Consider the following 26,468-nt stretch of genomic DNA (forward strand, 5'->3'; position numbering starts at 1 on the left):
CGGGACACTGTGGGTCATGACGACAGCTTCGCTCCATATCACTCTGATCACCGAAACCTTCCCGCCAGAAATCAACGGGGTGGCCAATACCCTTGGTCGCCTGTGCGACGGTTTGCGCGCGCGCGGCCATCAAGTCGAGCTGGTGCGCCCACGCCAGGGCGCTGATCAGAGCCGGCTCAGCGACGACGAACTGTTGCTGTGCCGCGGCTGGCCGCTGCCGGGTTATCCAGGGCTGCAATGGGGCCAGTCGTCGATGCACAAGTTACTGCGACGGTGGACGCGCCAACGCCCGGACGTGCTCTACATCGCCACCGAAGGCCCGCTGGGATTGTCCGCACTGCGTGCAGCACGCCGCCTTGGGATCAGTGTGGTCAGCGGCTTTCACACCAACTTCCAGCAGTATTCAAACCAGTATGGCTTGAGCCTGCTGAGCCGTGTGGTCACGCATTACCTGCGCTGGTTTCACAACCGTTCGACCCTGACCCTGGTGCCCAGCGCCAGCCAACGCCTGGAGTTGGAGCGCCGGCATTTCGAGCGCCTGGGCATGTTGTCACGCGGGGTGGACAGCCAGTTGTTCCATCCGGCCAAGCGTGACAATGCGCTGCGCGAGCGCTGGGGGTTGGAAAACGACGATATCGCTGTGCTGCACGTTGGCCGCCTGGCCCAGGAGAAAAACCTCGGGCTGCTCAAGCGCTGCGTCGATGCGCTTCAAGCTACGTATCCATCGCGCCGCATGAAGCTGATCATCGTCGGCGACGGCCCGCAACGCGCACTGCTGGAGCGTGATCTGCCCGACGCGGTGTTCTGCGGCACTCAACGCGGCGAAGAACTGGCGCGGCATTACGCCTGCGGTGACCTGTTTCTGTTTCCCAGCCTGACCGAAACCTTCGGCAACGTGGTGCTGGAAGCCATGGCTTCAGGTCTTGGTGTGGTGGCCTACGATCAAGCGGCCGCAAGCCAGCACCTGCGCCACGGCTATAGCGGCGCACTGGCGATGCCGGGGGATGAAGATGCGTTTTGCGATGCGGCCATCTGGCTGCTGGAAGAGCGCGAAACCTTGCGCAGGGCCCGCCTGAATGCGCGCCAACATGCCAGTCGCCAGGGTTGGCCGGCGATTATCGAACAGTTTGAACGCCAGTTGCGCGGCGTGTGCAAGGACGGCCACCCAGTGCCCGCCCTGACGCCACTCAGACCAGAGTCGTCAACGCCTCACGACTAAATGGCAGAATGTCACCCTCGCGACCTTCACGCACCTTCACGGCCCAATCCGGGTCAACCAACAGCGCACGACCTACGGCAACCAGATCAAACTCGTCGTTATTCAGACGCTCCAGCAGTTTTTCCAGGCTGGCCGGCTGCGCGACTTTGTCGGTGTTGACCATGAACTGCAGGAACTCGCCATCCAGCCCCACGCTGCCGACGGTGATGGTCGGTTTGCCGGTGAGTTGGCGGGTCCAGCCGGCCAGGTTGAGGTCGGAGCCTTCGAATTCCGGCTCCCAGAAACGGCGAGTGGAGCAGTGGAAAATATCCACGCCGGCGTCGGACAACGGCTTGAGGAATTCCCCCAATGCCTCAGGGGTTTGCACCAGACGTGCGGTGTAATCCTGCTGCTTCCACTGGGAGAAGCGGAAGATGATCGGGAAGTCCAGGCCGACGGCGGCGCGGGTGGCCTCGATCAGTTCGATGGCAAACCGCGAGCGGTTGGCGAGGCTGCCGCCGTATTCGTCGGTACGCTGGTTGCTGCCTTCCCAGAAGAACTGATCGACCAGGTAGCCGTGGGCGCCGTGGATCTCCACGCCGTCCATGCCGATGCTTTGGGCGTCTTTGGCGGCTTGGGCGAAGGCGTTGATCACGTCCTTGATGTCCTGGGCGGTCATGCCGTGGACGACCACGTTGCCGTCCTTGAGTTTTTCCATCGGGCCGTAGGCCGGAACGCTGGCGTCAGGCTCGGTGCCGATACGGCGCACGCTGCCTACATGCCATAGTTGCGGGACTATCTTGCCGCCTTCGGCGTGCACGGCATCGACCACTTTCTTCCAGCCGGCCAAGGCCGCCTCACCGTAGAAATGCGGGACATTCGGGTAGCCGTTGGAGGCCTGGTGACCGACCACAGTGCCTTCGGTAATGATCAGGCCCACGCCAGCGGCAGCGCGGCGACGGTAGTATTCGATGACTTTGGAATTGGGCACGCCACCCGGAGAAAACGAGCGGGTCATCGGCGCCATGACCACGCGGGTCGACAGTTGCAGTGCGCCGAGCTGGAAAGGTTTGAACAAGGCTTGGACGGGCATGGGGGCACTCCACGGAGGACGGGGTTTATGATGTGGATAATATGAGGAGCGCGAAGTGCCGGGTAGCACTATTGATCTGGGTGATTAAGGGGTAAAAGCAGGGAGGCATTGGGGCTGCTGCGCAGCCCAGCGCGGGCGATGCGACGATTCGACAAGCCCGCTCACCACACGAGCCCGCCTGCCAAAGGTTCAGCTCAAGGCGTTTTCGATGGCCTGGACGACTGTTGGATCATCCGGCGCTGTGCGCGGTGAGAAGCGCGCGAGCACGCGACCATCTTTACCGAGCAGGAATTTTTCGAAGTTCCAGGTGATGTCCCCAGGAAATTCGGCGCCCTCACCTGCCAGCAAACGGTAGAGCTGGTGACGCTCCGGGCCGTTCACGTCGAGCTTGCTACCCAAGGGAAAGGTGACACCGTAGTTCAGGCTGCAGAACTCGCGGATGTCCTCTTCGGTACCCGGTTCCTGGCCGGCAAACTGGTTGCACGGCAGGCCCAGCACGGTAAACCCCTGGTCCTTGTACTGCTGGTAGAGGTTTTCCAACGCCGCATATTGCGGGGTCAGGCCGCATTTGGAGGCCACGTTGACCACCAGCACCACGTGCCCCTTGAAAGGCGCCAGTGGCAGCTCTTGTCCGTCCAAAGCTTTGAGTTTCAGGTCGTGGAAAGCACTCATGACGAACTCCAGATATCCCATATTCTTTACGTTGCGGCTTATCGAGATTACAACCCGCAAGCCTGCAATCATAGACGCCGATTACAAAACCCGCCTGCGGATTACTGAGCGGTCGGCCACGGAAGAATTGGAATCGCCGTCACCGCGTTCTGTGGGCTGCCTTCGATCAGGCGGTCGCTGTAGACCAGATACACAAGGGTGTTGCGCTTCTTGTCGAGGAAACGCACCACCTGCATGGTCTTGAACACCAGCGAAGTGCGCTCCTTGAACACTTCGTCGCCGTCCTTGAGCTCACCCTTGAAACGGATCGGGCCGACCTGGCGGCAGGCAATCGAGGCTTCGGCACGGTCTTCGGCCAGGCCCAGGCCGCCCTTGACGCCGCCGGTCTTGGCGCGGGACAGGTAGCAGGTCACGCCGTCGACCTTGGGGTCGTCAAACGCTTCCACGACAATCCGGTCATTGGGGCCGACAAACTTGAACACCGTCGACACCTGGCCAATCTCCTCGGCCGAGGCCAGCAGCGGCGTCAGCAACAGCAGGCCCAGCGCGAACTTCACTAAACGCATCGTATATTCCTTTGGTTAAACCAGGATCAGGTTGTCGCGGTGAACCAGTTCCGGTTCGGCCATGTAACCCAATAGTCCGACAATCGCATCCGACGATTGTCCAATAATTTTCTGGGCTTCCAGGGCGCTGTAATTGGCCAGGCCACGGGCGATCTCGCGACCATCCGGGGCGACGCACACCACCATTTCGCCACGGCGGAAGCTGCCCTGCACCAACTTGACGCCCACCGGCAGCAAGCTCTTGTTGCCTTGGGACAGTGCCGACACCGCGCCATCGTCCAGTACCAGGGTGCCACGGGTTTGCAGGTGACCGGCCAGCCACTGCTTGCGTGCCGCCAGCATGCCGCGTTCCGGCGACAGCAGCGTGCCGATGCGCTCCCCAGCCTTGAGGCGATCCAGCACGCGCTCCAGGCGCCCACCGACGATGATGGTGTGGGCACCGGAACGTGCAGCCAAACGCGCAGCACGCAGTTTGGTCTGCATGCCGCCACGGCCCAGGGCACCGCCGACACTGCCGGCCACGGCGTCAAGCGCCGGATCATCGGCACGCGCCTCATAAATAAGCTGAGCATCAGGGTTGTTACGCGGGTCGGCGTCGAACATGCCGTCGCGGTCGGTGAGGATCACCAGCAGGTCGGCCTCCACCAGGTTGGCCACCAGGGCGGCCAGGGTGTCGTTGTCGCCGAAACGGATTTCGTCGGTGACCACGGTGTCGTTCTCGTTGATCACCGGGATGACCTTGAGCTCCACCAGTGCACGCAAGGTGCTGCGGGCGTTGAGGTAGCGCTTGCGGTCGGACAGGTCATCGTGGGTCAGCAGGATCTGCGCCGTGTGGCGGCCATGCTCGGCAAAGCTGGACTCCCAGGCTTGCACCAGGCCCATCTGGCCGATGGCGGCGGCGGCTTGCAGTTCGTGCATCGCGCTGGGTCGCGCGGTCCAGCCGAGGCGGCTCATCCCGGCGGCTACCGCCCCGGACGACACCAGCACCAACTCGACGCCCGCTTCATGCAAGGCCACCATCTGCTCGACCCAAACGCTCATTGCTGCGCGATCCAGGCCTTTGCCATCCGCTGTCAGCAGCGCACTTCCGATCTTTACGACCCAGCGCTGCGCACCTGTCACTTTGCTCCGCATCATCTTCAACCTTAGATTGAGGGCCGCGCGACCCAGCGCTGACCATAACGTTATATCCGGATACTAAAACGCCGCTCTAAGGAGCGGCGTTCAAGTTTATCGCAACGAATCAGTCACGCACGTAAATGATTTCCGGACCGTCTTCATCATCCACGTCTTCTTCGTCCCAATCGTCGTCGCCGATGTCATGGACCGACTTCACGCCGCTGCGGCGCAGGGCACGCTGGTCGTCCAGGGCTTGCAGCTGGGCGCGGGCTTCGTCTTCGATCTGCTGGTCGAGTTCGGCCAGTTCTGCCTTGAATACCGGGTCGGCCGCCAGGCGGTCGGCACGGTCTTCGAGGTAGCGCATGATGTCGCGGGTCAGGCGCTCGGTGCCTTCTTTGGCGATGGCCGAGATCACGTAGACCGGACCGGTCCATTCCAGGCGGTCAACGATTTCCTTGACGCGCTCCTCGTGCTCTTCTTCGAGGATCTGGTCGCACTTGTTCAGCACCAACCAGCGATCACGCTCAGCCAGGGCCGGGCTGAACTTGGTCAGCTCGCTGACGATCACTTCGGCGGCGTCTGGTGCACTGGTGTCATCCAGCGGCGCCATGTCGACGAGGTGCAGCAGCAAACGGGTACGGGACAAGTGCTTGAGGAAGCGAATCCCCAGGCCCGCGCCATCGGAAGCCCCTTCGATCAGGCCGGGAATGTCGGCGATCACGAAGCTTTTCCAACGGTCGACGCTGACCACGCCCAGGTTTGGCACCAGGGTAGTGAACGGGTAGTCGGCGACTTTCGGCTTGGCGGCCGAGACCGAGCGGATGAAGGTACTTTTACCAGCGTTCGGCAGGCCCAGCAGGCCCACGTCTGCCAGTACTTTCATTTCCAGCTTGAGGTCACGCTGCTCGCCAGGCTTGCCCGGCGTGGTCTGGCGCGGTGCACGGTTGGTACTGGACTTGAATCGGGTGTTACCCAGACCGTGCCAGCCGCCCTGCACAACCATCAGCTTCTGGCCGGCTTGGTCAGGTCGCCAATCACTTCCTGGGTCGCGGAGTCGATGATCGTGGTGCCGACCGGTACGCGCAGTACCAGGTCTTCACCTTTCTTACCGGTGCAGTCGGTGCTGCCGCCGTTGGAGCCACGCTCGGCATCGAAGTGCCGGGTGTAACGGTAGTCGACGAGGGTGTTGAGGTTTTCGTCGGCCATCATGTAGATGGAACCGCCGTCACCGCCGTCACCGCCGTTGGGGCCACCGTTTTCGATGAACTTTTCGCGACGGAAACTCATGCAACCGTTACCGCCGTCGCCTGCTTTTACTCGGATGGAAACTTCATCAACGAACTTCATAACAAAACGCCTCTCGCCGCACGGACGAGCTTAAAAAACCAAGACATAAGACTCTTGCAAAAATGAGCGCAGCGACCTCAATCAGCGACCGCAAATCCAGCGCCGGAGCCCATCACAAACAGCTTTGCAAGAGACTCACCCCACAAACGAAAAAGCCCCGTCGCAAGACAGGGCTTTTCCAGCGATCTCGCAATTAAGCTGCGACAACGCTCACGTAACGGCGGTTGAACGCGCCTTTTACTTCAAACTTGATCACGCCTTCGATTTTCGCGAAGAGGGTGTGATCTTTACCCATGCCTACACCGTAACCGGCGTGGAATTGGGTGCCGCGCTGACGCACGATGATGTTGCCCGGAATGATTTTCTGGCCGCCATACATCTTAACGCCAAGGCGTTTGGCTTCTGAGTCGCGACCGTTACGGGTACTACCACCAGCTTTTTTGTGTGCCATGAGTCAATTCTCCTAGTGAGGAATTAGGCTGAAATTAAGCCTGAATACCGGTGATTTTGATCTCGGTGTACCACTGGCGGTGGCCCATACGCTTCATGTGGTGCTTACGACGACGGAACTTGATGATGCGGATTTTATCGTGACGCCCTTGGGAGATCACTTCAGCCACAACGGTAGCGCCAGCAACAACTGGAGCGCCGATGTTCACGTCATCGCCATTGGCGACCAACAGAACGCGATCAAAAGTAACGGATTCGCCAGTAGCGACTTCCAGTTTTTCGATCTTCAGGTATTCACCTGGGGCGACCTTGTATTGCTTGCCACCAGTAACAATTACTGCGTACGACATGGTATTTCTCCGATAATCCTGCTCACCCAGCTCTTTATAAGAAGAGGTATTGGCTGGCATGGCTGCATGGGATGGACGTCCCGAATGCAATTGCGTAAGGCAGGTGCTGCCCAGGAAGTTCAGGGTGCGCGATTGTACGCAAGGCAACGAGGCCTTGCAAGGGGCCGTCTATCGCGCCTTGACACTGCGGGGTCAGGGTCCTAGCATGCCGCGCAACCCTTCTGGAGCGACTGTCGCTGATGCAACCCCAAGCTTTCTACCGCGCGGTCGCGGACGATTTTAGCGCCGTCGACGGCATCATCAAGCAGCAGCTGACGTCTAAAGTGCCGCTGGTCTCCAAAATTGGCGACTACATTACGTCGGCGGGCGGTAAGCGCCTGCGTCCTTTATTAGTGTTGCTGTGTGGCAAGGCCCTGGGCCGCGAAGGCGATGACCTGCGCCTGCTGGCGGCCACCATCGAGTTCCTGCACACCGCCACCCTGCTGCATGACGACGTGGTCGACATGTCCGGCATGCGCCGTGGCCGCGAGACCGCCAATGCGATGTGGGGCAACGCCCCGAGCGTGCTGGTGGGCGACTTCCTGTACTCGCGCTCGTTCGAGATGATGGTCGAACTGGGCTCGATGCCGGTGATGAAGATCCTGTCGCAGGCCACGCGCATCATCGCTGAAGGCGAAGTGTTGCAGCTGTCGAAGGTGCGCGACGCCAGCACCACCGAAGAAACCTACATGGAAGTGATTCGCGGCAAAACCGCGATGCTCTTCGAGGCCTCGACCCACAGTGCTGCGGCCCTGTGCGGTGCGACCGCCGAACAGGCTGAAGCCCTGCGTACCTTTGGTGATCATCTGGGCGTGGCCTTCCAATTGGTCGACGACCTGCTCGACTACCGTGGCGACGCCGAAACCCTGGGCAAGAACGTCGGCGACGACCTGGCCGAGGGCAAGCCGACCTTGCCGCTGATCTACACCATGCGCGAAGGCACGCCGGAACAGGCAGCCCTGGTGCGCAAGGCGATCCAGAAAGGCGGCATCGAAGACCTGGAAAGCATTCGTGAGGCCGTAGAAGCTTCGGGCTCCCTGGACTACACCGCACAGCTGGCGCGTGACTACGTTGCCCGTGCGATCAAATGCCTGGAAGCCCTGCCCGCCAGTGAATACCGGGACGCCCTGGTTGAGCTGAGTGAGTTTGCGGTGGCCCGCACTCACTAAAATACCTGCAATGTGGGAGGGGCAAGCCCCCTCCCACATTTGGATTTCATACAGCCTGCAACACCACAAAACCCTATATAATGTGCGACTTTTAGCCATCCTGACCTTTAAGGAGCTTTAGTGAGCACGTTGCCACCCTGCCCGAAATGCAATTCCGAATACACCTACGAAGACGGCGCCCAGCTGATCTGCCCGGAATGCGCCCATGAGTGGTCCGCCAATGGCGAGGCCGAAGTGGCCGGCGATGAAACCGTGAAGAAAGACTCTGTGGGCAACGTCCTGCAGGACGGCGACACCATCACCGTGATCAAGGACCTCAAGGTCAAGGGCACATCCCTGGTCGTCAAGGTCGGTACCAAGGTCAAGAACATCCGCTTGTGCGACGGCGACCACGATATCGACTGCAAGATCGACGGTATCGGCCCGATGAAGCTCAAGTCCGAGTTCGTGCGCAAAGTCTGAATCCGCTGCATCCATCCCGCGCCAGCCGCGGGATGGCGTTTTGCCCTCCTTGCTGACCCATCTCAATATCCACACAGAAAAACCAACAAACTGCCAATAGGCGCTTGCTATTCTACGAATAAGAATTATTCTCATTGAAACCCATCAAGGAGATGCACCATGACTTATTTGATAGATGCCTGGCTGGACCGCCCACACCCTTACCTGCGGATCCTGCATAGGGAAACCGGTGAAGTCTGTGCAGTGTTGGAAGAGGAAGCGCTGAATGAATTGCAGGACCAGGGTGACCTGGACGTCAACGGCCTGAGTTCAAGTGAACCCGGTGTGCTGAAAGAGGTGGTGCGTAACTTGTTTCTGTTCTGTTATGCCCGGGCGTTGCGCCCGGCGACGGAGCTCAATGGCAAGTTTCATCCATGAGCAAACGCGCAAAACCCTGTTGGGACGAACAGGTTCGCCCCAACAGGTAATCAGCAGGTCTTACAGAACGTCGAGCAGCTCGACGTCGAACACCAGAACGCTGTGCGGCGGGATGCTGCCAACGCCTTGAGCGCCGTAAGCCAGTTCGCTCGGCACGTACAGACGCCATTTGCTGCCGGCATTCATCAGTTGCAGGGCTTCGGTCCAACCGGCAATCACGCCGCCAACCGGGAATTCTGCTGGCTGGCCACGCTCGTAGGAGCTGTCGAACACAGTGCCGTCGATCAGGGTGCCGTGGTAGTGGGTACGAACTTGATCTTCACGGGTCGGCTTGGCGCCCTCACCGGCCGTCAGCACTTCAAATTGCAGGCCGGAAGCCAGGGTGGTGATGCCATCACGCTTGGCGTTTTCAGCCAGGAAGGCCAGGCCAGCGCCAGCAGCGGCTTCAGCCTTGGCGGCTGCTTCGGCTTGCATGACTTCGCGGATCACCTTGAAGCTGGCAGCCATTTGCTCTTGATCAACGCGGCTTGGCTTGCCTGCGAATGCGTCGGTCAGGCCAGCCAGGATTGCGTCAAGGTTCACGCCCGGTGGCGGGTTGTCGCGCAGTTGGTCGCCCAACTGACGGCCGATACCGTAGCTGACGCGGGTTTCGTCGGTGGACAGATTAACTTCGGACATGAAGAGGCTCCGCTGTAGGACAACGCGATTTCCCGCGCTGTCCGAAACTAAAAGGGCCCGCAGACTAGCACACAAGACCGCCCCTTGATGAGCCCTCAGTAGTGCGGCACACCGCTGGCGACCCTTCGTCGCCACCTGAAATAAAACGCCCTTCAGAATCACGCCCCGCCGCCGATACAGCGCTACACCTTGGCTGGCTCAAATAACAACACCGTCCAGCAAACAGACATCACTCTTGCGGAGCAATCGATGAACAGCTGGTTCGGTAACATCAGCGTCAACCTCAAACTGGGCCTGGGCTTCGGCCTGGTGCTTGTCCTCACCTCGATCCTGGCACTCACTGGCTGGACCAGCCTGGGCGGCCTGATCGACCGCAGCAACTGGATGAGCGACATCACACAGCTCAACGCGTCGCTGACCAAACTGCGCATCGTGCGCCTTCAATACATGTTGGCCAACGGTGACGAAGCCGTGGCGCAAAACGTGCAGACCAGCCTCGATGCCTTCGCAGCCCAACAACAGAAACTGTTGGACAGCTTCAAGAGCCCGGAAAACCTCAAGCTGCTCAATGAGCAGAAGTCGGTCATTACCGCCTACCAGCAATCCCTGAACAAAATGCGCGAGGCTTACCGTAACGGCAATGCCTCTCGCCAGGTGATGGGCGACAAGGCCGACAGCGCCAACGCCCAGATCGACGCGCTGGAAGCCAGCGTCAAGCAGATGCCTGACAGCTCGGAGCACCTGGCCCAGTTCCAGGCTGTGGCCGACGCCAAGATGCAATTCCAACTGGCCCGCTACGAAGTGCGCGGCTACACCGGCAACGTCAACCCAGACACCGAAGCCCGCGCAGCCGCACAGATCGACAAAGCCATTGCCGGCTTGAAAGACCTCAGCGCCGCCTTTGGCGCCACCCAGCAAAACGCGCTGACCGCACTGGAAACCGCTCTTGGCGCCTATCGCACGGCGGTGCAGAACTACAAGGCGGCCAACGCCAACATCGTTGCTGCCCGTGCTGAAATGACCACCCAAGGCGCTGATATCGTCACCATCAGCGACAAGCTCTACGATATCCAACTCGACCGCCGCGACGCCGAAAGCGCCCAGGCCCGTAGCCTGCAATTGATCAGCACTCTGCTGGCCCTGCTGGTTGGCATCATTGCCGCACTGGTCATCACCCGTCAGATCACGCGCCCGATCCAGGAAACCCTGGCCGTGGTGGAACGCATTGCCTCCGGCGACCTGAGCCACAACATCCAAGTGACCCGCCGCGATGAACTGGGCGTGCTGCAACAAGGCATCCAGCGCATGGGCACGACCCTGCGTGAGTTGATCAGCGGCATTCGTGACGGCGTGACCCAGATCGCCAGCGCCGCCGAGGAACTCTCGGCCGTGACCGAGCAGACCAGCGCCGGCGTGAACAGCCAGAAGATCGAGACCGATCAAGTGGCCACCGCGATGCATGAAATGACCGCCACGGTGCAGGAAGTCGCGCGTAACGCCGAACAGGCTTCACTGGCCGCTGCCGATGCCGACGGCCAAGCCCGCGCTGGCGACAAAGTGGTGGCCGAAGCCATCGCCCAGATCGAACGCCTGGCCGCCGAAGTGGCGCGCTCCACCGACGCCATGAGCCACCTGCAACAAGAGAGCAGCAAGATCGGCAGCGTGATGGACGTGATCAAGGCAGTGGCCGAACAGACCAACCTGCTGGCCCTCAACGCCGCGATCGAAGCCGCACGCGCCGGTGAAGCCGGTCGCGGGTTTGCCGTGGTCGCCGACGAAGTGCGCGGCCTGGCCCAGCGCACGCAAAAATCCACCGAAGAGATCGAAGGCCTGGTCGCCGGTTTGCAGAACGGCACCCAGCAAGTGGCCAACGTGATGAACAACAGCCGCAGCCTCACCGACAGCAGTGTCGAACTGACGCGCAAGGCCGGTGTATCCCTGGAGAACATCACCCGGACAGTGTCGAACATCCAGTCGATGAACCAGCAGATCGCCGCCGCCGCCGAGCAACAAAGCGCCGTGGCCGAAGAGATCAGCCGCAGCATCGTCAATGTGCGCGACGTGTCGGAACAGACCGCCACCGCGAGTGACGAGACGGCGAAGTCGAGTGTGGAACTGGCTCGTCTGGGCAGCCAGTTGCAGCAGATGGTCAGTCATTTCCGGGTTTAACAAACCAAAAAGCCGCCTCGGGATTAACCGAGGCGGCTCCACTTCTCAGACCTTACAGGTCATCAAAGCTGTCCCGCAGGAACTTCCATACGTGGTAAGCACGCAGGCAGTTCACTACGAGGTTCCACGTACGTCGTGCAAACTTAGACATACTCGGCCCTCCGTGAGTTGGGCCTTACCTCCAGCGCACTTACCGGAACATGTGAGCCTTCGGATGCACGTCAGTGCTCCTGTGAGGCGGCTGGGTTTATGGTCCTCCCGCATGAATCCGGCACGGATTGCAAGCCCGTGGCAGTCGGTCCAAAATTTGCGCGCGAACCCAGCCAACCTACTTCACGACTAACACAGAACGAGGGCGATACTAGCCCAACCCTCAAAGCTAAGGTGTGACGAGCGAAGGTCTTTTAATTGTGCAGTTGTTGCTGGTTTTTGCAGGCACATATCAAAAAAGCTGACGTTTACCGAAGTGAAAAATCCCCCATCTTCAGGTCTTGCATTACGCACGAAAGCAGCAGTAGTATCGGCAACACGTCAGTGCTCCTGTGACACCGCAACCCCAGCCGCAAACTGGGATTGCAATAAAAAACCGCCCTACTAAGGCGGTTTTTTATTGCCTGCGATTTGCCCCTCAGCCCTCACCTTCCTCGACAAACACCACCCGATTCCCAAACGGGTCCTTGATGCTCATCTCCCGCGAGCCCCAAGGCGTTTCTTCAACCCCGGGTTTGGCATAACGGTAGCCCTTCGCCTGCAATTGCTGCTGGTAGGCATCCACTCCCTGCGCCTGGATCCGCACCGCAGCCCCCGGCGAGGCATCGCCATGGTGCTCGGACAGATGCAGCACGCATTCACCCAACGACACTTGCAGGTAGAGCGGGTAATTCGCCTCGAAACGATGCTGCCAATCGACCTTGAACCCGAGGAAGTCCACATAGAATTCCAACGCCTTGGTCTCGTCGAAAATCCGCAGGATGGGGGTGACTTTTCCTAAGTGCATGGCAACCGCTCCGTGTAAAAGATCGCCCACTATAAAGGCGAAAAACCCCGACGCAAATCCCCGCTGCGCGCCAAGAACCGCCCAGGGCGCTGGCCGTTCGCCTGCCCGTCGCTGTAGCTCAGGACGCCATTGACCCACACCCCGTCAATGCCTTCTGCCGCCCGTTCCGGCGTTTTAAAGTCCGCCACATCCCGCACCCGCAACGGATCAAACAACACCAGGTCAGCCCAATGCCCTTCACGAATTGCTCCGCGATCCGACAAGCCAAAGCGCGCCGCCGACAAGCCGGTCATCTTGTGCACCGCCGTATGCAGTGGGAACAACCCCACGTCACGGCTGAAATGCCCCAACACCCGTGGAAACGCGCCCCACAAACGCGGATGGGGAAACGGGTCTTCAGGCAACCCGTCCGAGCCCACCATCGACAACGGATGCGCCAGGATTCGCCGCACATCCGCCTCATCCATCCCGTAATACACGGCCCCCGCCGGCTGCAGGCGGCGGGCGGCGTCCATCAATGAAACTTCCCACTCGCCGGCGATAGCCTGCAGATCTCGCCCGCCCATTTCCGGATGGGGCGTGGACCACGTAATGGTGATGCGAAATGCGTCGGTCACCTGCTTCAAATCCAGGGTCGAAGAACTGGCCGCATAGGGATAGCAATCACACCCCACCGGATGGGTTTTCGCCGCCCGTTCCAGCGCAGCCAACAGTTGCGGACTGCGCCCCCAGTTCCCCGCCCCTGCACACTTGAGGTGGGAAATAATCACCGGTGCCTTGGCATGTCGGCCAATCTGAAACGCCTCGTCCATCGCCTCCAGCACCGGCTCGAATTCGCTGCGCAAGTGAGTGGTGTACACCGCACCGTAGGCCGTCAGTTCTTCACTGAGTTGCAGCACTTCATCGGTCTCGGCATTGAACGCGCTGGCGTAGGCCAGGCCTGTGGATAAACCGAGGGCGCCGGCTTCCAGACTCTCGTGCAGTTGCACCCGCATGGCGGCGATTTCATTCGGTGTCGCCGTGCGATGCAGGTCGTCCATGTGGTTACTGCGCAGCGCTGTGTGGCCGATCAGCGCCGCGACGTTGACGGCTGGATGAGCGCTTTCCACGGCGCGGCGATAGTCGCTGAAACGCGGATACACAAACGCCGCAGCGCCACCCAGCAGGTTCATCGGGTCCGGCGGATCGCAGCGCAAACTGACCGGCGAGGCGCTGATGCCGCAGTTGCCGACAATCACTGTGGTCACGCCCTGACTGAGCTTGGGCAGCATCTGCGGGTGGCGAATCACCACGGTGTCGTCGTGGGTATGGACATCGATGAAGCCCGGCGCCAATACGCGGCCGGTGGCGTCGATTTCATGCTCGGCCGTCGCAGTAGACAGGTCACCGATTGTCTCGATACGCCCATCGCGCAACCCCACATCCGCCACGTAACCCGGTGTGTTGCTGCCGTCGATGATCAGCGCGTGGCGAATCAGCGTGTCGTACTTCATATCAGTCTCCAAGCGGCAGGCTACCGGGGCCGCCGCGATAATCGTCCAGGGCCAGTTTGATCCGGCGCAGGCGTTCCTGGTTCTCGTCCGGCAAGGCCAACGCCAGCTCGGTAGCGAGCAGGTCGATGGCCAGCAGCAGGCCGTAGCGCGCTGCGGTGGGTTTGTAGATAAAACTGGTTTCGGCCGGTTGCAGGGGCAGCACCACATCCGCCAAACGCGCCAGAGGGGAATCGGCCAGGGTGATGGCAATGATGCGTGCGTCGTAGTTGCGCGCCAGCGCCACCACGTCCAGCAGTTCCGGCGTCAGGCCGGTCAACGAGCAGACGATCAGCGCATGTTCCGGGCCCAGGGTCGCAGCCGTGACGCGCATCATCACCGGGTCGTGACAAGCGGCAATCGGGTAGCCCAGGCGAACCAGGCGCACTTGTAACTCGTCGCTGCACAGGCTCGACGGGCCGCCCATGCCGAACGCATGGATCATCCGCGCCTTGCTCAGCAGGCTGACCGCATCGGCGAAACTCGCCTGGTTGAACCCCGATAAGTGCTGTCGCAACGTTGCCTCGATATCCCCCAGAATCTGCCGGTGAAACGCCGACTGTTCGGGCAACCCCGACGGATCCAGGAAACGGCTGCCGACGCCACTGGCCTGGGCCAGTTGCAGGCGCAAATCCCGTAGATCGCGGCAACCGACGCTGCGGGCAAATCGCGACAACGTTGCCGTACTGACCTCTGCCCGTTGGGACAACTCCTCCAGGCTGGCCGACGCCGCAAAACCTACGTCATCGAGCATCAGCTTGGCGATACGTCCTTCGCCGGCGCTGAAAGAAGCCTGGCGGGCGCGGATCTGGTAGAGGATGTCCATGGAAACTCCGGGTTACAGGATGAGGCTTATAAAACCAGCGACAGACCGTACGTAAGACCGAAGGCGACCACCGAAATCAATGTCTCCAGCACGGTCCAGGTCTTGAAGGTCTGGATCACCGTCATATTGAAGTATTCCTTGATCAGCCAGAAGCCGCCGTCATTCACGTGGGAAAAGATCACCGAACCCGCACCGGTGGCCAGCACCAGTAATTCAGGGTGTGGATAACCCAAGCCCAGGGCGACGGGCGCGACCACGCCGGACGCGGTAGTCATGGCCACCGTGGCCGACCCGGTCGCAATGCGCATCAACGCGGCGAACAACCAGCCCATCACCAGTGGCGACAAATGAAACGCATGGGCCAGGCCAAGAATTTCGTTGGTCACACCGGCGTCCACCAGGATGCGATTCAAACCGCCGCCCGCGCCCACCAGCAAGGTGATGCTGGCCGTCGGCGCGAGGCATTCGTTGGTGAACTTGAGGATCGATTCGCGGTTGAAGCCTTGGGCCAATCCCAACGTCCAGAAACTCACCAGGGTCGCCACCAGCAAGGCGATGACCGAGTTGCCGATAAACAGCAGGAATTGGTTGAAGCCGGTCCCCGGCGTGGAGATTACGTTGGCCCAACCGCCGATCATCATCAGCACCACCGGTAACAGGATGGTGCCCATGGTCAGCGCGAAACTCGGCAAACGGGTGCGCGGTTCACGTTCGATAAACTGGCGCTCCAGCGGGTTTTCCGCTGGCAGGTGGATGTGCGGCACGATGAACTTGGCGTAAAGGGGGCCGGCAATGATCGCCGTGGGGATACCGATCAGAATCGCATACAGCACGGTCTGCCCCACCGACGCGTTATACGCCAGCACTGCCATCATCGCCGCCGGGTGCGGCGGCACCAGCGCGTGCACCACCGACAAACCGGCGACCATCGGCAGGCCGACCATCAAAATCGACACGCCGACCCGTCGCGCCACGGTAAAGGCGATGGGCACCAACAACACAAAACCCACCTCGAAAAACAGCGGCAGCCCCACCAGGAAGGCAATGCACACCATCGCCCAATGGGCATTGCGCTCGCCGAAACGGTTGATCAAGGTGCGCGCTACCTGCTCCGCGCCGCCGGACTCGGCCATCATCTTGCCGAGCATGGTGCCCAGCGCCACCACGAGCGCGATATGCCCCAGGGTCTTGCCGACACCCGCCTCATACGAGCCCATGATGGTGTCCGCCGGCATCCCGGCCATCAGCGCCAGGCCAATGGACACCAGGGTGATGACGATAAACGGGTTGAGTCGGTAACGTGCAATCAGCACGATCAAAGCAATGATGGCGATGGCAGCGTATGCCAACAGCCCGAAGCCCGGTGATGCGGCCATGCGGTACTCCTCGGAAAGGGTCACGTCGAATTGGTTGTGAAACTCATAAATCATTACCGAGGAGAGTTTTCAAATTTTATGAAAGTAAGTTTCGCCCACAGACAAGCGCTGTCGCGTTGGGATATGCCCGACACCTGTGTATGAAAATTCGGGGGTTGTTCTTACATGAAGATCAGAAAAGACCGGAAACTCAACCCAGCTGGTTGAGTCATAGACTGCACATCCACTGTTGCCAGGAACATCGACCATGATTCGCACAACTCTCGCCGCCGGCGCCCTGCTTCTCGCCGTCGCCGGCGCGGCCACCGCCGCCGACAACCCGGCGCTGAAAAAATGCATGGACGGCGCCAACACCACCGCTGATATGGTCGGTTGCAACGTCAAGGAAGCCAAGGTGCAGGACACGCGCCTGAACAAGGCCTACAAGACCGCCCTCGCCGCCCAGGACGGTACGCGCAAGCAGCAACTGCAAGACTTGCAGCGCCTGTGGATAAAGTACCGCGATGCCAACTGCGGGTTTGTCGGCTCAGCCACTGGCGGCACCATCGATCAGGTCAATGGCACCGGCTGTGTACTGGACATGACCCAGGCGCGTGCCCAGGAACTGGAAGACCTGGTCGGGCCATGATCACCCGCCACAGATGCTCCATCAGTCGTGATGCACCCGCGCCCGCTTGAGCAACTTCTTGCAGCGCTCCGACAAATGCAGCACCCGCAGATGCTTGCCGGCCTTGGTGTAGCGCTCGCGCAGGGTCATCAGCGCGGCAATCGCTGAATAGTCGACAAAACTCAGGTGACGGCAATCCAGCGTCACCTGCTCCGGGTCATTGGCCGGGTCGAACTGATTCAAAAACGGCGTAGTCGAGGCAAAGAACAAGGTGCCGTGCAGACGATAGAGCTTACTGCCGTCGGCTTCCTGGTGCTCATCGGCATACAACTCGCGGGCCTGTTGCCAGGCGAAGTTGAGCGCGGCGATCACGATGCCACACAGCACGGCGGTCGCCAGGTCGGTAAACACGGTGATCACCGTCACCGCGATAATCACCAGCACATCATTGAGCGGCACCTTGTTGATCACCCGCAGCGAAGCCCAGGCAAAGGTCTGCTGGGACACCACGAACATCACCCCCACCAGCGCCGCCAGCGGGATCCGCTCGATCAGCGGTGACAGAAACAGAATGAACAGCAGGATCATCACCCCGGCAAACACCCCGGAAAAGCGCCCGCGCCCGCCGGAGCTGAGGTTGATCACGGTTTGCCCGATCATCGCGCAACCGCCCATGCCGCCGAACAGGCCCGAGACCATATTCGCCGCGCCCAATGCCACGCTTTCACGGTCTGGGTAGCCGCGGGTTTCAGTGATTTCGTCGGTCAGGTTCAGGGTCAGCAGGGTTTCCAGCAGCCCGACCATGGCCATCAGGAACGCATAGGGCGCGATGATGCCGAGGGTTTCCAGGGTCCAGGGGATCTGCGGCAGTGCAAAGGTCGGCAGGCCCCCGGCGATGTGGGCCATATCGCCGAGGGTGCGGGTCGGCAGGCCGAGCAGGTACACCGCCAGGCCCACGCCGAGGATCGCGACCAAGGCCGGCGGCACTGCGCGGGTCAGACGTGGCAGCAGGTAGACGATGGCCATGGTGGCCGCCACCAGCGCGGTCATCACATACAACGGCGTGCCGCTGAGCCAGGTTTCACCGCTCTTGAAATGCTCCAACTGCGCCAGCGCGATGATAATCGCCAGGCCGTTGACGAAACCGAGCATCACCGAATGCGGCACCATGCGCACCAGCTTGCCCAGGCGCAGCAGGCCGAAGGCGACCATGATCAACCCGCCCAGCAGCACCGTCGCCAGCAGATACTCCACGCCGTGCTGCACCACCAACGCCACGATCACCACCGCCATCGAGCCCGCCGCACCGGAAACCATACCGGGCCGGCCGCCGAACAAGGCCGTCAGGGTGCAGATGATAAACGCGCCATACAGGCCCATCAGCGGGTTGAGATGAGCCACCAGGGCAAAGGCGATGCATTCGGGCAGCAACGCGAAAGACGTGGTGAGGCCGGCCAGGGCATCGGCGCGCAGACGGGAGAGGTTCATGAGGTACCAGGGAATTGCGGGGGATAAGGCAGGGGATGGTACGGAATTGATCAACTCGGGGCTAGTCTGGAAGACCGGGGCACTTCAATCGGGGGCAAGCCCCTCCCACATTTTGACCGCGTACACAGGCCCAGCGTGGGAGGGGGCTTGCCCCCGATGGCAGCGCCTCGGTATCAAGCGACCATCACACCATCTCGTTGCGAATCCACTCCACTACCGAAGTACGCTCGGGCACCCACCCCAACAGCTCACCCGCATGCTTGCCGCGTACCCGGCTGTTCGAACCCAACCCGTAGTTGGCCATTTCATAACCCCACTCGGCTTCAGCTTCAGCCAATGGCCAATCCTGTGGCTGACCCAGGTTCAGGGCTTGGGCGATGGCCGTGGTCATATCGACGAACGACGCTTCACCACTTTCCACAAAGTAGAAGGTGCCCGGCACATTCTTCGTCAGCGCCAACAGGTACAGCGCCACCACGTCTTCAATGTGCACGTTGGACCAGATGTTCTGCCCTGTGCCCACATGGCGCACCACCCCACTCTTGCGCGCCTGCTTGAGCAAGCGCGGTAACTGCACGCTGTCACGCTTCACGCCCAGGCTGTGGCCGTAGATCAAGGTGTTGCAGATCACTGCCGAATTCACGCCATCCTGGGCGGCCGCCAGGATCAGGTTGTCGATGGCCACGCGGGCGGCCTTGTCGACGGTCGGCTCCGGCAGGTTGCCCTCAACGTAAATGACATCGCTGGCCTTGCCGCCCGACGCATCGCCGACGATGCTCGAACCGCTGGTGTGCAGGAACGGCTTGTTCGAGCCCTTCAATGCAGCCAGCAGGGTTTCCACGGCAGCGCGGTGGTCGCTGCTCGCGGCGTTGATAACAGCGTCGGACTTGTTCGCTTGCTCAGTCAATATCGCGGCGTCGTCGAGGCTGCCGATGACAGGAGTAATGCCCAAGTCGGACATCTCAGCCGCTTGCTCGGCGCTGCGCACCAGGCCGGTGACGTGGTGGCCGGCCCGGACCAGGCCGGTGGCAATCGAACCGCCGATAAAACTTGCGGCGCCGGTGACGAATACGTTCATGGAGGTTGCTCCTGACGGGGTAAGTGATGGGCCCAGTATCAAGGCTCGACTCTTGTCGAATAAGCCTCTATCGCCCAATTCACTCTTGCGCGGCGGTCACGAATCAGCACGCATACCGCGCCAGCTTGACCTGGATAAAGTCCAGGAAGCACTGAATGCGCAACGCCAGCTGCGAGTTACGGTAGAACACCGCGTGGATCGGCTGGCGATAACCGCTGTTGAACGCCTCCAGCACTGGCACCAGGCGCCCGGCGTCGATGTCGGCGTTGGTCATGAAGTTCGACAGGCAACAAATGCCCTGCCCTTCCAGCGCCAGTTGGCGCAGGGTTTCGCCGCTGGACGCGGCGATGCTCGGCTGGATCAGCCAGCGGTCGCCTTCCACATGGCGCAGCGGCCAGTGGTTGAGGGTTTCGGTCTGGGTGAAGCCGAGCAACGTGTGGTCGCCCAACTCGGCGACGGTCTGCGGCGCGCCGTGCTGCTTGAGGTATTCAGGGCTGGCGAGGATGTGCAGCGGCGTACACCCGAGGGCGCGCGCATGCAGGGTCGAATCGGCCAGGGCGCCGATGCGAATGGCGATATCGGTGCTCTGTTCCAGCAGGTCGATGATCAGGTCATCGCTGTTCAACTCCAGCTGGATCTCTGGGTACAGGCCACGAAACTCGGCGATGTACGGCACGATCCCATGCAGCATGAACGGCACCGCCGCGTTGATGCGCAGCCGGCCGGCCGGGTTTTTCTGGCGTGACGACAAGCGTTCTTCCAGCTCATCCATCTGCGCCAGGATCAACTTGGCCTGTTCGAAGAAGTACTTGCCCTCTTCGGTCAGGTCCATCCGCCGTGTGGTGCGGTTGATCAGCGTGGTGTCGAGCTTGGCTTCCAGGCGCGACAAGGTGCGGCTGACCGCCGACGGCGTCTGCCCGACCTGCTCCGCCGCAGCGGAAATCGAGCCGCACTCGATCACGCTGACGAAGATCTGTAGCTCATCGGATCGGGCTTTCACGGGCGGTCCTCATTATCGGTTCACAGCAGCTTACACCGAGAGGTTGAACACCTGCGCCAGATGCTGCTCGTAACGCGCCACGTCCGCCTCGATGGCCGGGCGTTTCATCACATCCACGCAGAGGAAAGTCGGCAGGCTGGTCATGCCAAGGAACTCGTGAGCCTTGTGGAACGGGAAGTACACCGCGTCCACGCCTTTGGCTTCGAAGAAATCGCTCGGGTCGTCGAAGGCTTGCTGCGGCGCGTTCCAGGTCAGGGAGAGCATGTACTGCTTGCCCTGAATCAGGCCGCCGCTGCCGTACTTCTGCGAGGCATCGGAACGGGTGCGGCCGTCGCTGGCGTAGAGGCTGCCATGGCCTTCGGTGAAGACTTCATCGATGTACTTCTTGATGATCCACGGTGCGCCCATCCACCAGCCGGGCATCTGGTAGATGATCACGTCGGCCCAGAGGAATTTCGCGACTTCTTCGGCGACATCGTAGCCTTCGTCGATATGGGTGACTTTGACGTCGATACCACTGCGGTCCAGCACGGCCAGGGCAGTGTCATGCAAGGTGGTGTTGTAGCGGCCATCGGAGTGGGCGAACTTTTTGCCGCCGTTGAGCAGGAGTACTTTTTTCATGGGAGGGCATCCGGAAGTTGAAAAGGTCTGGACGCAGACTATCGACCCCAACCCTTCGGAATAAGCCGTGCCCCGGCAAAATACCTTTGATCAAAAAGCACGAATCCACTGGCAATTATTAACCACTGATCAGCAGATGACCGCCCAACAGCGCCATGCCGATGAAAAATACCCGCTTGAACAGCACCGCACTGATGCGCTGGCGCAGCACCTGGCCCAGCCACATCCCCAGTAACGCCGGCACCAGCGCCAGCAACGAGGCACTGACCTCACCGCCGCCCAAGGTGCCGCGCCAGGCCAAGCCCGCCGCCAGCGCCAGCGTCGACACGGTGAACGACAGGCCCAATGCCTGCACCAGTTGATCGCGATTCAACCCCAGTGCTTGCAGATACGGCACCGCAGGAATCACGAACACGCCGGTGGCCGAGGTGATCACGCCGGTGATCAACCCACACAGCGGGCCCAGCCAGCGTTCGGTTGGCGGCGTGAACTTGAAGGTGGGCAAAAACAATCCACTCAGCGCATACACCAGCAATGCCCCGCCCAACGCCCGCACCACCCAGTGCCCGCCGTCCATGCCCAGCCACAGCGTGCCCAGCCCGGTGCCGAGGAAAATCAGCACGAGCATCGGCCACAATCGTTTGAGCAAGGCACTCAGGTGACCGCCGAACGCCAATTGCCAGAGGTTGGTGACCGTTGAAGGAATGATCAGCAACGCCGCAGCCTGCGCCGGCAACATAGCCAGGCCGAGCATGCCCATGGCCACTGTCGGTAAGCCCAGACCGATTACCCCCTTGACCGTGCCGGCCAGCAGGAAGGTGCCGATCACCAGCAGGGTCAAGGCGGGGCCGAGGTTTTGGTAGAACGCGAGGAAGGTCGTCATGGGGGGGATTGTGCGGGTTTGGATATTCGCTGGAAATTCGCCATATACTGAGGCTGCCTCTTGTTTTGTGTGAGGCTGAGACCCCAAGCCATGCACTTTGACCTGACTGACCTACGCCTCTACCTGCACACCCTCGACACCGGCAACATCACCGCCGGCGCCAGCCGCAGCCATTTATCCCTGGCGGCGGCCAGCGCTCGCATCCGCGCAATGGAAGCCTCGCTGGGCATCGCCTTGCTTGAGCGCGGTCGCCGTGGTGTTACCCCTACCGCCGCTGGCAAAGCCCTGGCCCGCCATGCGCGCCTGCTGCTGCAACAGGCCGAGCACCTGCAACAGGACCTGGCGGAATACGCCAACGGCATCAAAGGCCAGGTGCGCCTGCTGTGCAACACCACGGCGCTCAGCGAATACCTGCCTGAACTGCTGGCGGATTTTCTGCGCGAGCACCCCAACCTCGACATCGACCTGCAGGAATTGCCCAGCCTGCGCATCACCCAGGCCCTGCGCCAGGGCACGGCGGATCTGGGGATCATCTCCGATGCGGTGGACACCCACGGTTTGCAGACCCTGCCCTTTCGCGACGACCCGCTGGTGCTGATCATGCCCTTGGATCATCCCTTGGCTGCCGGCCCGGTGAGTTTTATCGACAGCCTGCCACACGATTACGTCGGCCTCGCGGCCCACAGCGCACTGGCGGTGTACCTGGAAGAGCAAGCGCTGAACGCGGGGTTTCGCTTACACACGCGCATCCGCGCCGAGGGCTTTGATGGGGTGATTCGGATGGTCGCACGGGGCACTGGCCTGGGCATCGTGCCCCAGGCCGCGCTGGATCGCTGGCCTTTGGAACGCCACTTCAAGGCCCAGCCTCTGGCAGAAGACTGGGCCTGCCGACAGCTATTACTGTGCACACGTTCGTTCGAGCAACTGCCCGGTTACGCCAAAGCCTTGTTCGACGCCTTGGCCCTGCCCTTGCGGAAGAACCCGTAATACACCGCCGACAGAATCAACAGGAACGGCACGCCAAACACCAGCGTCATCTTGAACGCTTCGGTGAAATACGTGGTGATCATCACCGCGCCCATCAGCACCAGGCCCAGCAGTGTGCTGTAGGGAAACAGGCGCAGCTGGAAGGACAACTTCGGCCCGCCGTGGCGCTTGCGATAACGGCGGAAAAACAGGTGCGTGAGAAAGATCATGAACCAGGTGAAGATCGCGCCAAACATCGAGATCGCCATCATCAAGGTGAACGAGCTTTCCGGGTACACCACATTCAACAAGGTCGCCAGGGCAATGCCCGAACTGGAGAGCAGCAGCGCATTCAGCGGGATGCCGCTTTTGCTCAGGGCGCCCATGGACTTGGGCGCGAAGCCGGCGCGGGACAAGCTGAACATCATGCGCGTGGTGATATAGAGCTGGCTGTTCATCGCCGACAGCGCGGCAATCAGGATCACGAAGTTCATTACCCCGGTGGCGCCGGGAATGCCGATGGTCTGCATCACCGTGACGAACGGGCTCTGGGTCTGCCCGGCCTGGTTCCACGGCACGATGGCGAGCATCAGCGCCAGCGTCAGCAGGTAGAACACCACCAACCGTACGATGGTTGCGCGAAAGGCCTTCTTCACCGCCTGCTCCGGGTCGGCGGCTTCACCGGCGGCCACGGCGATCATCTCCACGCTGAGGTAGCTGAAGATCGACACAATCACCGCGATCCACATGCCGCTCAAGCCATGGGGGAAAAATCCGTCGTGTGCGGTGTAGTTCTGCACGCCGTAATCCGGGTTGCCGGAGCCAAACACTACGTACGCGGCCAGGATGATGAAGCCGACAATGGCGCTGATCTTGATCGTGGAAAACCAGTATTCGAAGTTACCGAAGGTCTTCACGCTGATCGCATTGAGCGCAATCAGCACACTGGAAAACGACACGATCCACACCCACTCCGGCACGTTGGCGAACCAGTACTTCATGTACATCGCCACCGCCGTGACCTCGGCGCCCACCGCCAGCACAATCGCCGCCCAGTAGGCATAACGCACCAGGAAGCCGGCCAGCGGGCTGATGTAGAACTCGGCATACGCACCGAAGGAGCCCGAGGTGGAATGGGCCACCGTCATCTCTGCCAGGCAGCCCATCAGCAGCAGGGTGACCAGCGCGCCGATGGCGTAACTCACCAGCACACTCGGCCCGGCATAACCGATGGCATAGGCGCTGCCCATGAACAGCCCGGTGCCAATGGCGCCACCGATGGCAATCATGCTCATCTGGCCGGAAGTGAGCTGGCGCCGCAGGCCCAGTTCGCGTTGGGTGATTTCGGCAAAGCCGGTGTCAGGTGTGGTCACGTTGGTGTGCCCCTTTATTATTATTTGAAGATTGACTTGATCCCTGTGGGAGGGGGCTTGCTCCCTCCCACATTTTGATCTGTGTTTTATTCAGGTAACGCTGTGGCGGACTTTGAATTGCGGTTGGTCCCAAGTGTGCTCATCAAGGATTTCACCGAGGATTTCCACGGCGTCCCACACCTCGGTAAAGCTCGTATACAACGGCGTAAACCCAAACCGCATAATCCGCGGCTCGCGGTAATCGCCAATCACACCTCGAGCAATCAGGGCCTGGATCACCGCATACCCTTCCGGGTGCTCGAAACTCACATGGCTACCGCGCCGCGCATGTTCACGTGGGGTGATCAACACCAGGCCGTGGGCCGCGCAACGGGCCTCAACCAGCTCGATAAACAGGTCAGTCAAGGCCAGGGATTTGCTGCGCAGGCTCGCCATATCGGTCTGTTCGAAAATCTCCAGCCCACACTCCACCATCGCCAGCGAGGTGATCGGTTGGGTGCCGCACAGGTAGCGGGCGATGCCGGCGCTCGGCGCATAGTTGGACTCCATGGCGAACTGCCGGGTATGTCCGAACCAGCCCGACAATGGCTGACGCACCAGGTCCACCAGCGCCGGGTTAACCCATACGAACGCCTGGGAGCCGGGGCCGCCATTGAGGTATTTATAGGTGCAGCCAATCGCGTAATCGGCTCCCGCATTGTGCAGGTCGATGGGCACCGCGCCTGCCGAGTGCGCCAGGTCCCAGATACTCAGCGCGCCACATTCATGGCTCAAGGCAGTGAGCGCCTGCATGTCGTACATGTAGCCGGTCTTGTAGTTGACGTGGGTGAGCATCACCACCGCCACATCGCCGTCGATGGCCTGGGGCAGCTCATCCGGGCTGTTTACCAGACGCAGGGAGTAACCCTGTTGCAGCAACTCGGCCAGGCCTTCGGCGATGTACAAGTCAGTGGGAAAGTTGCTGGCTTCGCTGACAATCACCTTGCGCGATGGTGCGCGTTGGCGCTGTACCGTCAGCGCAGCACTGAGCACTTTGAACAGGTTGATGGAGGTGGTATCGGTGATCACCACTTCACCGTCCTGCGCACCGATCAGCGGTGCCAGGCGGTTGCCCAGGCGCTGGGACAGGTCGGCCCAGCCGGCGCTGTTCCAACTGCGGATCAAGCCATTGCCCCACTCCTCGGCAATCACCTGTTGCGCCCGCGCCAGCGAGGCCACGGGACGTGCGCCGAGGGAGTTGCCGTCGAGGTAGATCACACCCGCAGGCAAGGTGAACTGATTGCGCAACGGCGCCAGCAAATCCTGGGCGTCGCGGGCTTGGCATTGGCTTCGGGTGGTCATGGTCTGTCCTGGTTTTTATAGGTAAAGATGGACTAAATAATGAACGAAGATTTACAGAATTTTCGTGCAAAGTCGTAGGTAACAGGCTAATTAAGCTGTAGGAAATTCGAATTTACCCCCCAAACACGCGGATTTATTCTAACCATGATTCTTGATGCCACCGACCTGCGCCTCCTGCATTTCCTGCAACAGGATGGCCGTATCAGCAACCAGGAACTGGCGGAAAAAGTCGCGCTGTCGCCCTCCGCCTGCCTGCGCCGCCTGCGTCTGCTGGAGAGCGAAGGCATCATCAGCGGCTACCGCGCGGTGCTGAACGCCGAACAATTGGGGATCGAGCTGGAAGCCATCGTCCACCTGTCGTTGCGCCAGGACGTGGAGGATTGGCATGAGACGTTTATCAAGAAGGTGCAGGGCTGGCCGGAGGTGGCCAGCGCCTATGTGATCACGGGCGCCAGCAACTATGTACTGCGGGTGCAGGCGCGCAACCTCAAGCATTTTTCGGACTTTATCGTGAACCACCTGAACCGCACCGCGGGGGTGATGGATATACGCTCGGAGATTGTGTTGCAGAAGATCAAGGATCGGGATGAGGTGCTGGATTTGGTGCTGCGCAAATAACTGAAACACCATCAATCCAATGTGGGAGGGCGGTGC

The 26,468-nt window shown here is 60.9% G+C and carries 25 protein-coding genes and 3 pseudogenes; 9 read left to right on the forward strand and 19 right to left on the reverse strand.

Features of this window, described 5'->3' with window-relative positions; translation table 11 throughout:
- Positions 1–16 precede the first annotated feature (16 nt).
- Positions 17–1,219: a glycosyltransferase family 4 protein gene (locus IQK56_RS01060; RefSeq protein ID WP_122307534.1), complete on the forward strand. Its 1,203-nt coding sequence runs from the start codon at positions 17–19 to the stop codon at positions 1,217–1,219.
- Here IQK56_RS01060 and IQK56_RS01065 read toward each other — a convergent pair.
- The 7 genes and pseudogenes from IQK56_RS01065 to rplU form a co-directional block, all read right to left on the reverse strand.
- Positions 1,188–2,291 carry an NADH:flavin oxidoreductase gene (locus IQK56_RS01065; protein WP_193862218.1) on the reverse strand — a complete coding sequence of 368 codons (1,104 nt, stop codon included), beginning with the start codon at positions 2,289–2,291 and terminating at the stop codon, positions 1,188–1,190. The genes IQK56_RS01060 and IQK56_RS01065 overlap by 32 nt on opposite strands.
- Before the next feature lie 189 nt (positions 2,292–2,480).
- Positions 2,481–2,963 (reverse strand): glutathione peroxidase, encoded by a 483-nt coding sequence (locus IQK56_RS01070; protein WP_193862217.1) that lies wholly within the window; start codon positions 2,961–2,963, stop codon positions 2,481–2,483.
- 101 nt (positions 2,964–3,064) lie between these two features.
- Positions 3,065–3,529, reverse strand: a complete 465-nt coding sequence (locus tag IQK56_RS01075; RefSeq protein WP_099587254.1) for a CreA family protein — start codon at positions 3,527–3,529, stop codon at positions 3,065–3,067.
- A 15-nt stretch (positions 3,530–3,544) separates the two neighbouring features.
- Positions 3,545–4,663 (reverse strand): glutamate 5-kinase, encoded by a 1,119-nt coding sequence (gene proB, locus IQK56_RS01080; protein ID WP_026013771.1) that lies wholly within the window; start codon positions 4,661–4,663, stop codon positions 3,545–3,547.
- Between the two features lie 109 nt (positions 4,664–4,772).
- A pseudogene (cgtA, locus tag IQK56_RS01085) lies at positions 4,773–5,995 on the reverse strand (Obg family GTPase CgtA).
- A gap of 193 nt (positions 5,996–6,188) precedes the next feature.
- The gene (gene rpmA, locus IQK56_RS01090; protein ID WP_003176049.1) at positions 6,189–6,446 is read right to left on the reverse strand and encodes a 50S ribosomal protein L27; all 258 of its coding nucleotides are present in this window, start codon (positions 6,444–6,446) and stop codon (positions 6,189–6,191) included.
- 34 nt (positions 6,447–6,480) lie between these two features.
- Entirely contained in the window at positions 6,481–6,795 is a 315-nt protein-coding gene (gene rplU / locus IQK56_RS01095) for a 50S ribosomal protein L21 (RefSeq protein ID WP_026014348.1), read from the reverse strand.
- A gap of 239 nt (positions 6,796–7,034) precedes the next feature.
- On the opposite strand from rplU, the gene IQK56_RS01100 reads away from it, so the two are divergent.
- The 3 genes from IQK56_RS01100 (at position 7,035) to IQK56_RS01110 (ending at position 8,882) form a co-directional block, all read left to right on the forward strand.
- Complete coding sequence (locus IQK56_RS01100; protein WP_053132020.1) at positions 7,035–8,003, forward strand: polyprenyl synthetase family protein; 969 nt, start codon at positions 7,035–7,037, stop codon at positions 8,001–8,003.
- Positions 8,004–8,123: 120 nt separating this feature from the next.
- Positions 8,124–8,465 carry a zinc ribbon domain-containing protein YjdM gene (locus IQK56_RS01105; protein ID WP_003230858.1) on the forward strand — a complete coding sequence of 114 codons (342 nt, stop codon included), beginning with the start codon at positions 8,124–8,126 and terminating at the stop codon, positions 8,463–8,465.
- Positions 8,466–8,624: 159 nt separating this feature from the next.
- Positions 8,625–8,882, forward strand: a complete 258-nt coding sequence (locus IQK56_RS01110; protein ID WP_003194088.1) for a PA4570 family protein — start codon at positions 8,625–8,627, stop codon at positions 8,880–8,882.
- 60 nt (positions 8,883–8,942) lie between these two features.
- Here the strand turns inward: IQK56_RS01110 and bamJ are convergent, their stop codons facing one another.
- Positions 8,943–9,560 (reverse strand): BamJ family beta-barrel-assembly machinery protein, encoded by a 618-nt coding sequence (gene bamJ, locus IQK56_RS01115; protein ID WP_099587252.1) that lies wholly within the window; start codon positions 9,558–9,560, stop codon positions 8,943–8,945.
- Between the two features lie 249 nt (positions 9,561–9,809).
- Between bamJ and IQK56_RS31625 the strand changes: the two are divergent.
- Both IQK56_RS31625 and IQK56_RS31630 read left to right on the forward strand, forming a co-directional pair.
- Positions 9,810–10,874 (forward strand): annotated as a pseudogene (locus IQK56_RS31625) (methyl-accepting chemotaxis protein); the annotation flags it as partial.
- Positions 10,875–11,135: 261 nt separating this feature from the next.
- A pseudogene (locus tag IQK56_RS31630) lies at positions 11,136–11,729 on the forward strand (methyl-accepting chemotaxis protein); the annotation flags it as partial.
- A gap of 628 nt (positions 11,730–12,357) precedes the next feature.
- On the opposite strand, the gene IQK56_RS01125 reads toward IQK56_RS31630, so the two are convergent.
- Genes IQK56_RS01125 through IQK56_RS01140 form a run of 4 tightly spaced genes read right to left on the reverse strand, consistent with a single transcriptional unit; the run spans position 12,358 to position 16,457 of the window.
- A complete protein-coding gene (locus IQK56_RS01125) occupies positions 12,358–12,726 on the reverse strand; it encodes a glyoxalase superfamily protein (protein WP_122307511.1) in 369 nt (122 codons plus the stop codon).
- A gap of 29 nt (positions 12,727–12,755) precedes the next feature.
- Positions 12,756–14,219, reverse strand: coding sequence for an N-acyl-D-amino-acid deacylase family protein (locus IQK56_RS01130; protein WP_193864282.1), 1,464 nt, complete (start codon positions 14,217–14,219; stop codon positions 12,756–12,758).
- A gap of 1 nt (position 14,220) precedes the next feature.
- Entirely contained in the window at positions 14,221–15,081 is an 861-nt protein-coding gene (locus IQK56_RS01135) for a MurR/RpiR family transcriptional regulator (protein ID WP_193864283.1), read from the reverse strand.
- 26 nt (positions 15,082–15,107) lie between these two features.
- Positions 15,108–16,457, reverse strand: a complete 1,350-nt coding sequence (locus tag IQK56_RS01140; protein ID WP_224794042.1) for a GntT/GntP/DsdX family permease — start codon at positions 16,455–16,457, stop codon at positions 15,108–15,110.
- 247 nt (positions 16,458–16,704) lie between these two features.
- Here IQK56_RS01140 and IQK56_RS01145 point away from each other — a divergent pair, with 247 nt between their 5' ends.
- Complete coding sequence (locus tag IQK56_RS01145) at positions 16,705–17,085, forward strand: lysozyme inhibitor LprI family protein (RefSeq protein ID WP_193864284.1); 381 nt, start codon at positions 16,705–16,707, stop codon at positions 17,083–17,085.
- Between the two features lie 21 nt (positions 17,086–17,106).
- On the opposite strand, the gene IQK56_RS01150 is transcribed toward IQK56_RS01145, so the two are convergent.
- The 5 genes from IQK56_RS01150 to IQK56_RS01170 all read right to left on the reverse strand — a co-directional run bounded on the left by IQK56_RS01150 (position 17,107) and on the right by IQK56_RS01170 (position 22,134).
- Positions 17,107–18,552, reverse strand: coding sequence for a SulP family inorganic anion transporter (locus tag IQK56_RS01150; protein ID WP_122307506.1), 1,446 nt, complete (start codon positions 18,550–18,552; stop codon positions 17,107–17,109).
- A gap of 184 nt (positions 18,553–18,736) precedes the next feature.
- Positions 18,737–19,630, reverse strand: a complete 894-nt coding sequence (locus IQK56_RS01155) for an NAD-dependent epimerase/dehydratase family protein (RefSeq protein WP_193864285.1) — start codon at positions 19,628–19,630, stop codon at positions 18,737–18,739.
- Positions 19,631–19,733: 103 nt separating this feature from the next.
- On the reverse strand, positions 19,734–20,630 hold the full coding sequence (locus IQK56_RS01160; protein ID WP_193864286.1) for a LysR substrate-binding domain-containing protein: 897 nt from the start codon (positions 20,628–20,630) through the stop codon (positions 19,734–19,736).
- Between the two features lie 30 nt (positions 20,631–20,660).
- Positions 20,661–21,251, reverse strand: a complete 591-nt coding sequence (gene mdaB, locus IQK56_RS01165) for an NADPH:quinone oxidoreductase MdaB (RefSeq protein ID WP_193864287.1) — start codon at positions 21,249–21,251, stop codon at positions 20,661–20,663.
- A 118-nt stretch (positions 21,252–21,369) separates the two neighbouring features.
- The gene (locus IQK56_RS01170; RefSeq protein WP_193864288.1) at positions 21,370–22,134 is read right to left on the reverse strand and encodes a sulfite exporter TauE/SafE family protein; all 765 of its coding nucleotides are present in this window, start codon (positions 22,132–22,134) and stop codon (positions 21,370–21,372) included.
- A 90-nt stretch (positions 22,135–22,224) separates the two neighbouring features.
- On the opposite strand from IQK56_RS01170, the gene IQK56_RS01175 reads away from it, so the two are divergent.
- Positions 22,225–23,121 carry a LysR family transcriptional regulator gene (locus IQK56_RS01175; protein WP_193864289.1) on the forward strand — a complete coding sequence of 299 codons (897 nt, stop codon included), beginning with the start codon at positions 22,225–22,227 and terminating at the stop codon, positions 23,119–23,121.
- Here the strand turns inward: IQK56_RS01175 and IQK56_RS01180 are convergent.
- Both IQK56_RS01180 and kynU read right to left on the reverse strand, forming a co-directional pair.
- A complete protein-coding gene (locus tag IQK56_RS01180; RefSeq protein WP_193864290.1) occupies positions 23,067–24,473 on the reverse strand; it encodes an amino acid permease in 1,407 nt (468 codons plus the stop codon). The genes IQK56_RS01175 and IQK56_RS01180 overlap by 55 nt on opposite strands.
- A 90-nt stretch (positions 24,474–24,563) precedes the next feature.
- Entirely contained in the window at positions 24,564–25,814 is a 1,251-nt protein-coding gene (gene kynU, locus IQK56_RS01185) for a kynureninase (RefSeq protein ID WP_150676753.1), read from the reverse strand.
- A 144-nt stretch (positions 25,815–25,958) separates the two neighbouring features.
- On the opposite strand from kynU, the gene IQK56_RS01190 reads away from it, so the two are divergent.
- Positions 25,959–26,432: an Lrp/AsnC family transcriptional regulator gene (locus IQK56_RS01190; protein ID WP_003194103.1), complete on the forward strand. Its 474-nt coding sequence runs from the start codon at positions 25,959–25,961 to the stop codon at positions 26,430–26,432.
- Positions 26,433–26,468 lie beyond the last annotated feature (36 nt).

The organism is Pseudomonas cyclaminis (assembly GCF_015163715.1).
Classification (GTDB): domain Bacteria; phylum Pseudomonadota; class Gammaproteobacteria; order Pseudomonadales; family Pseudomonadaceae; genus Aquipseudomonas; species Aquipseudomonas cyclaminis.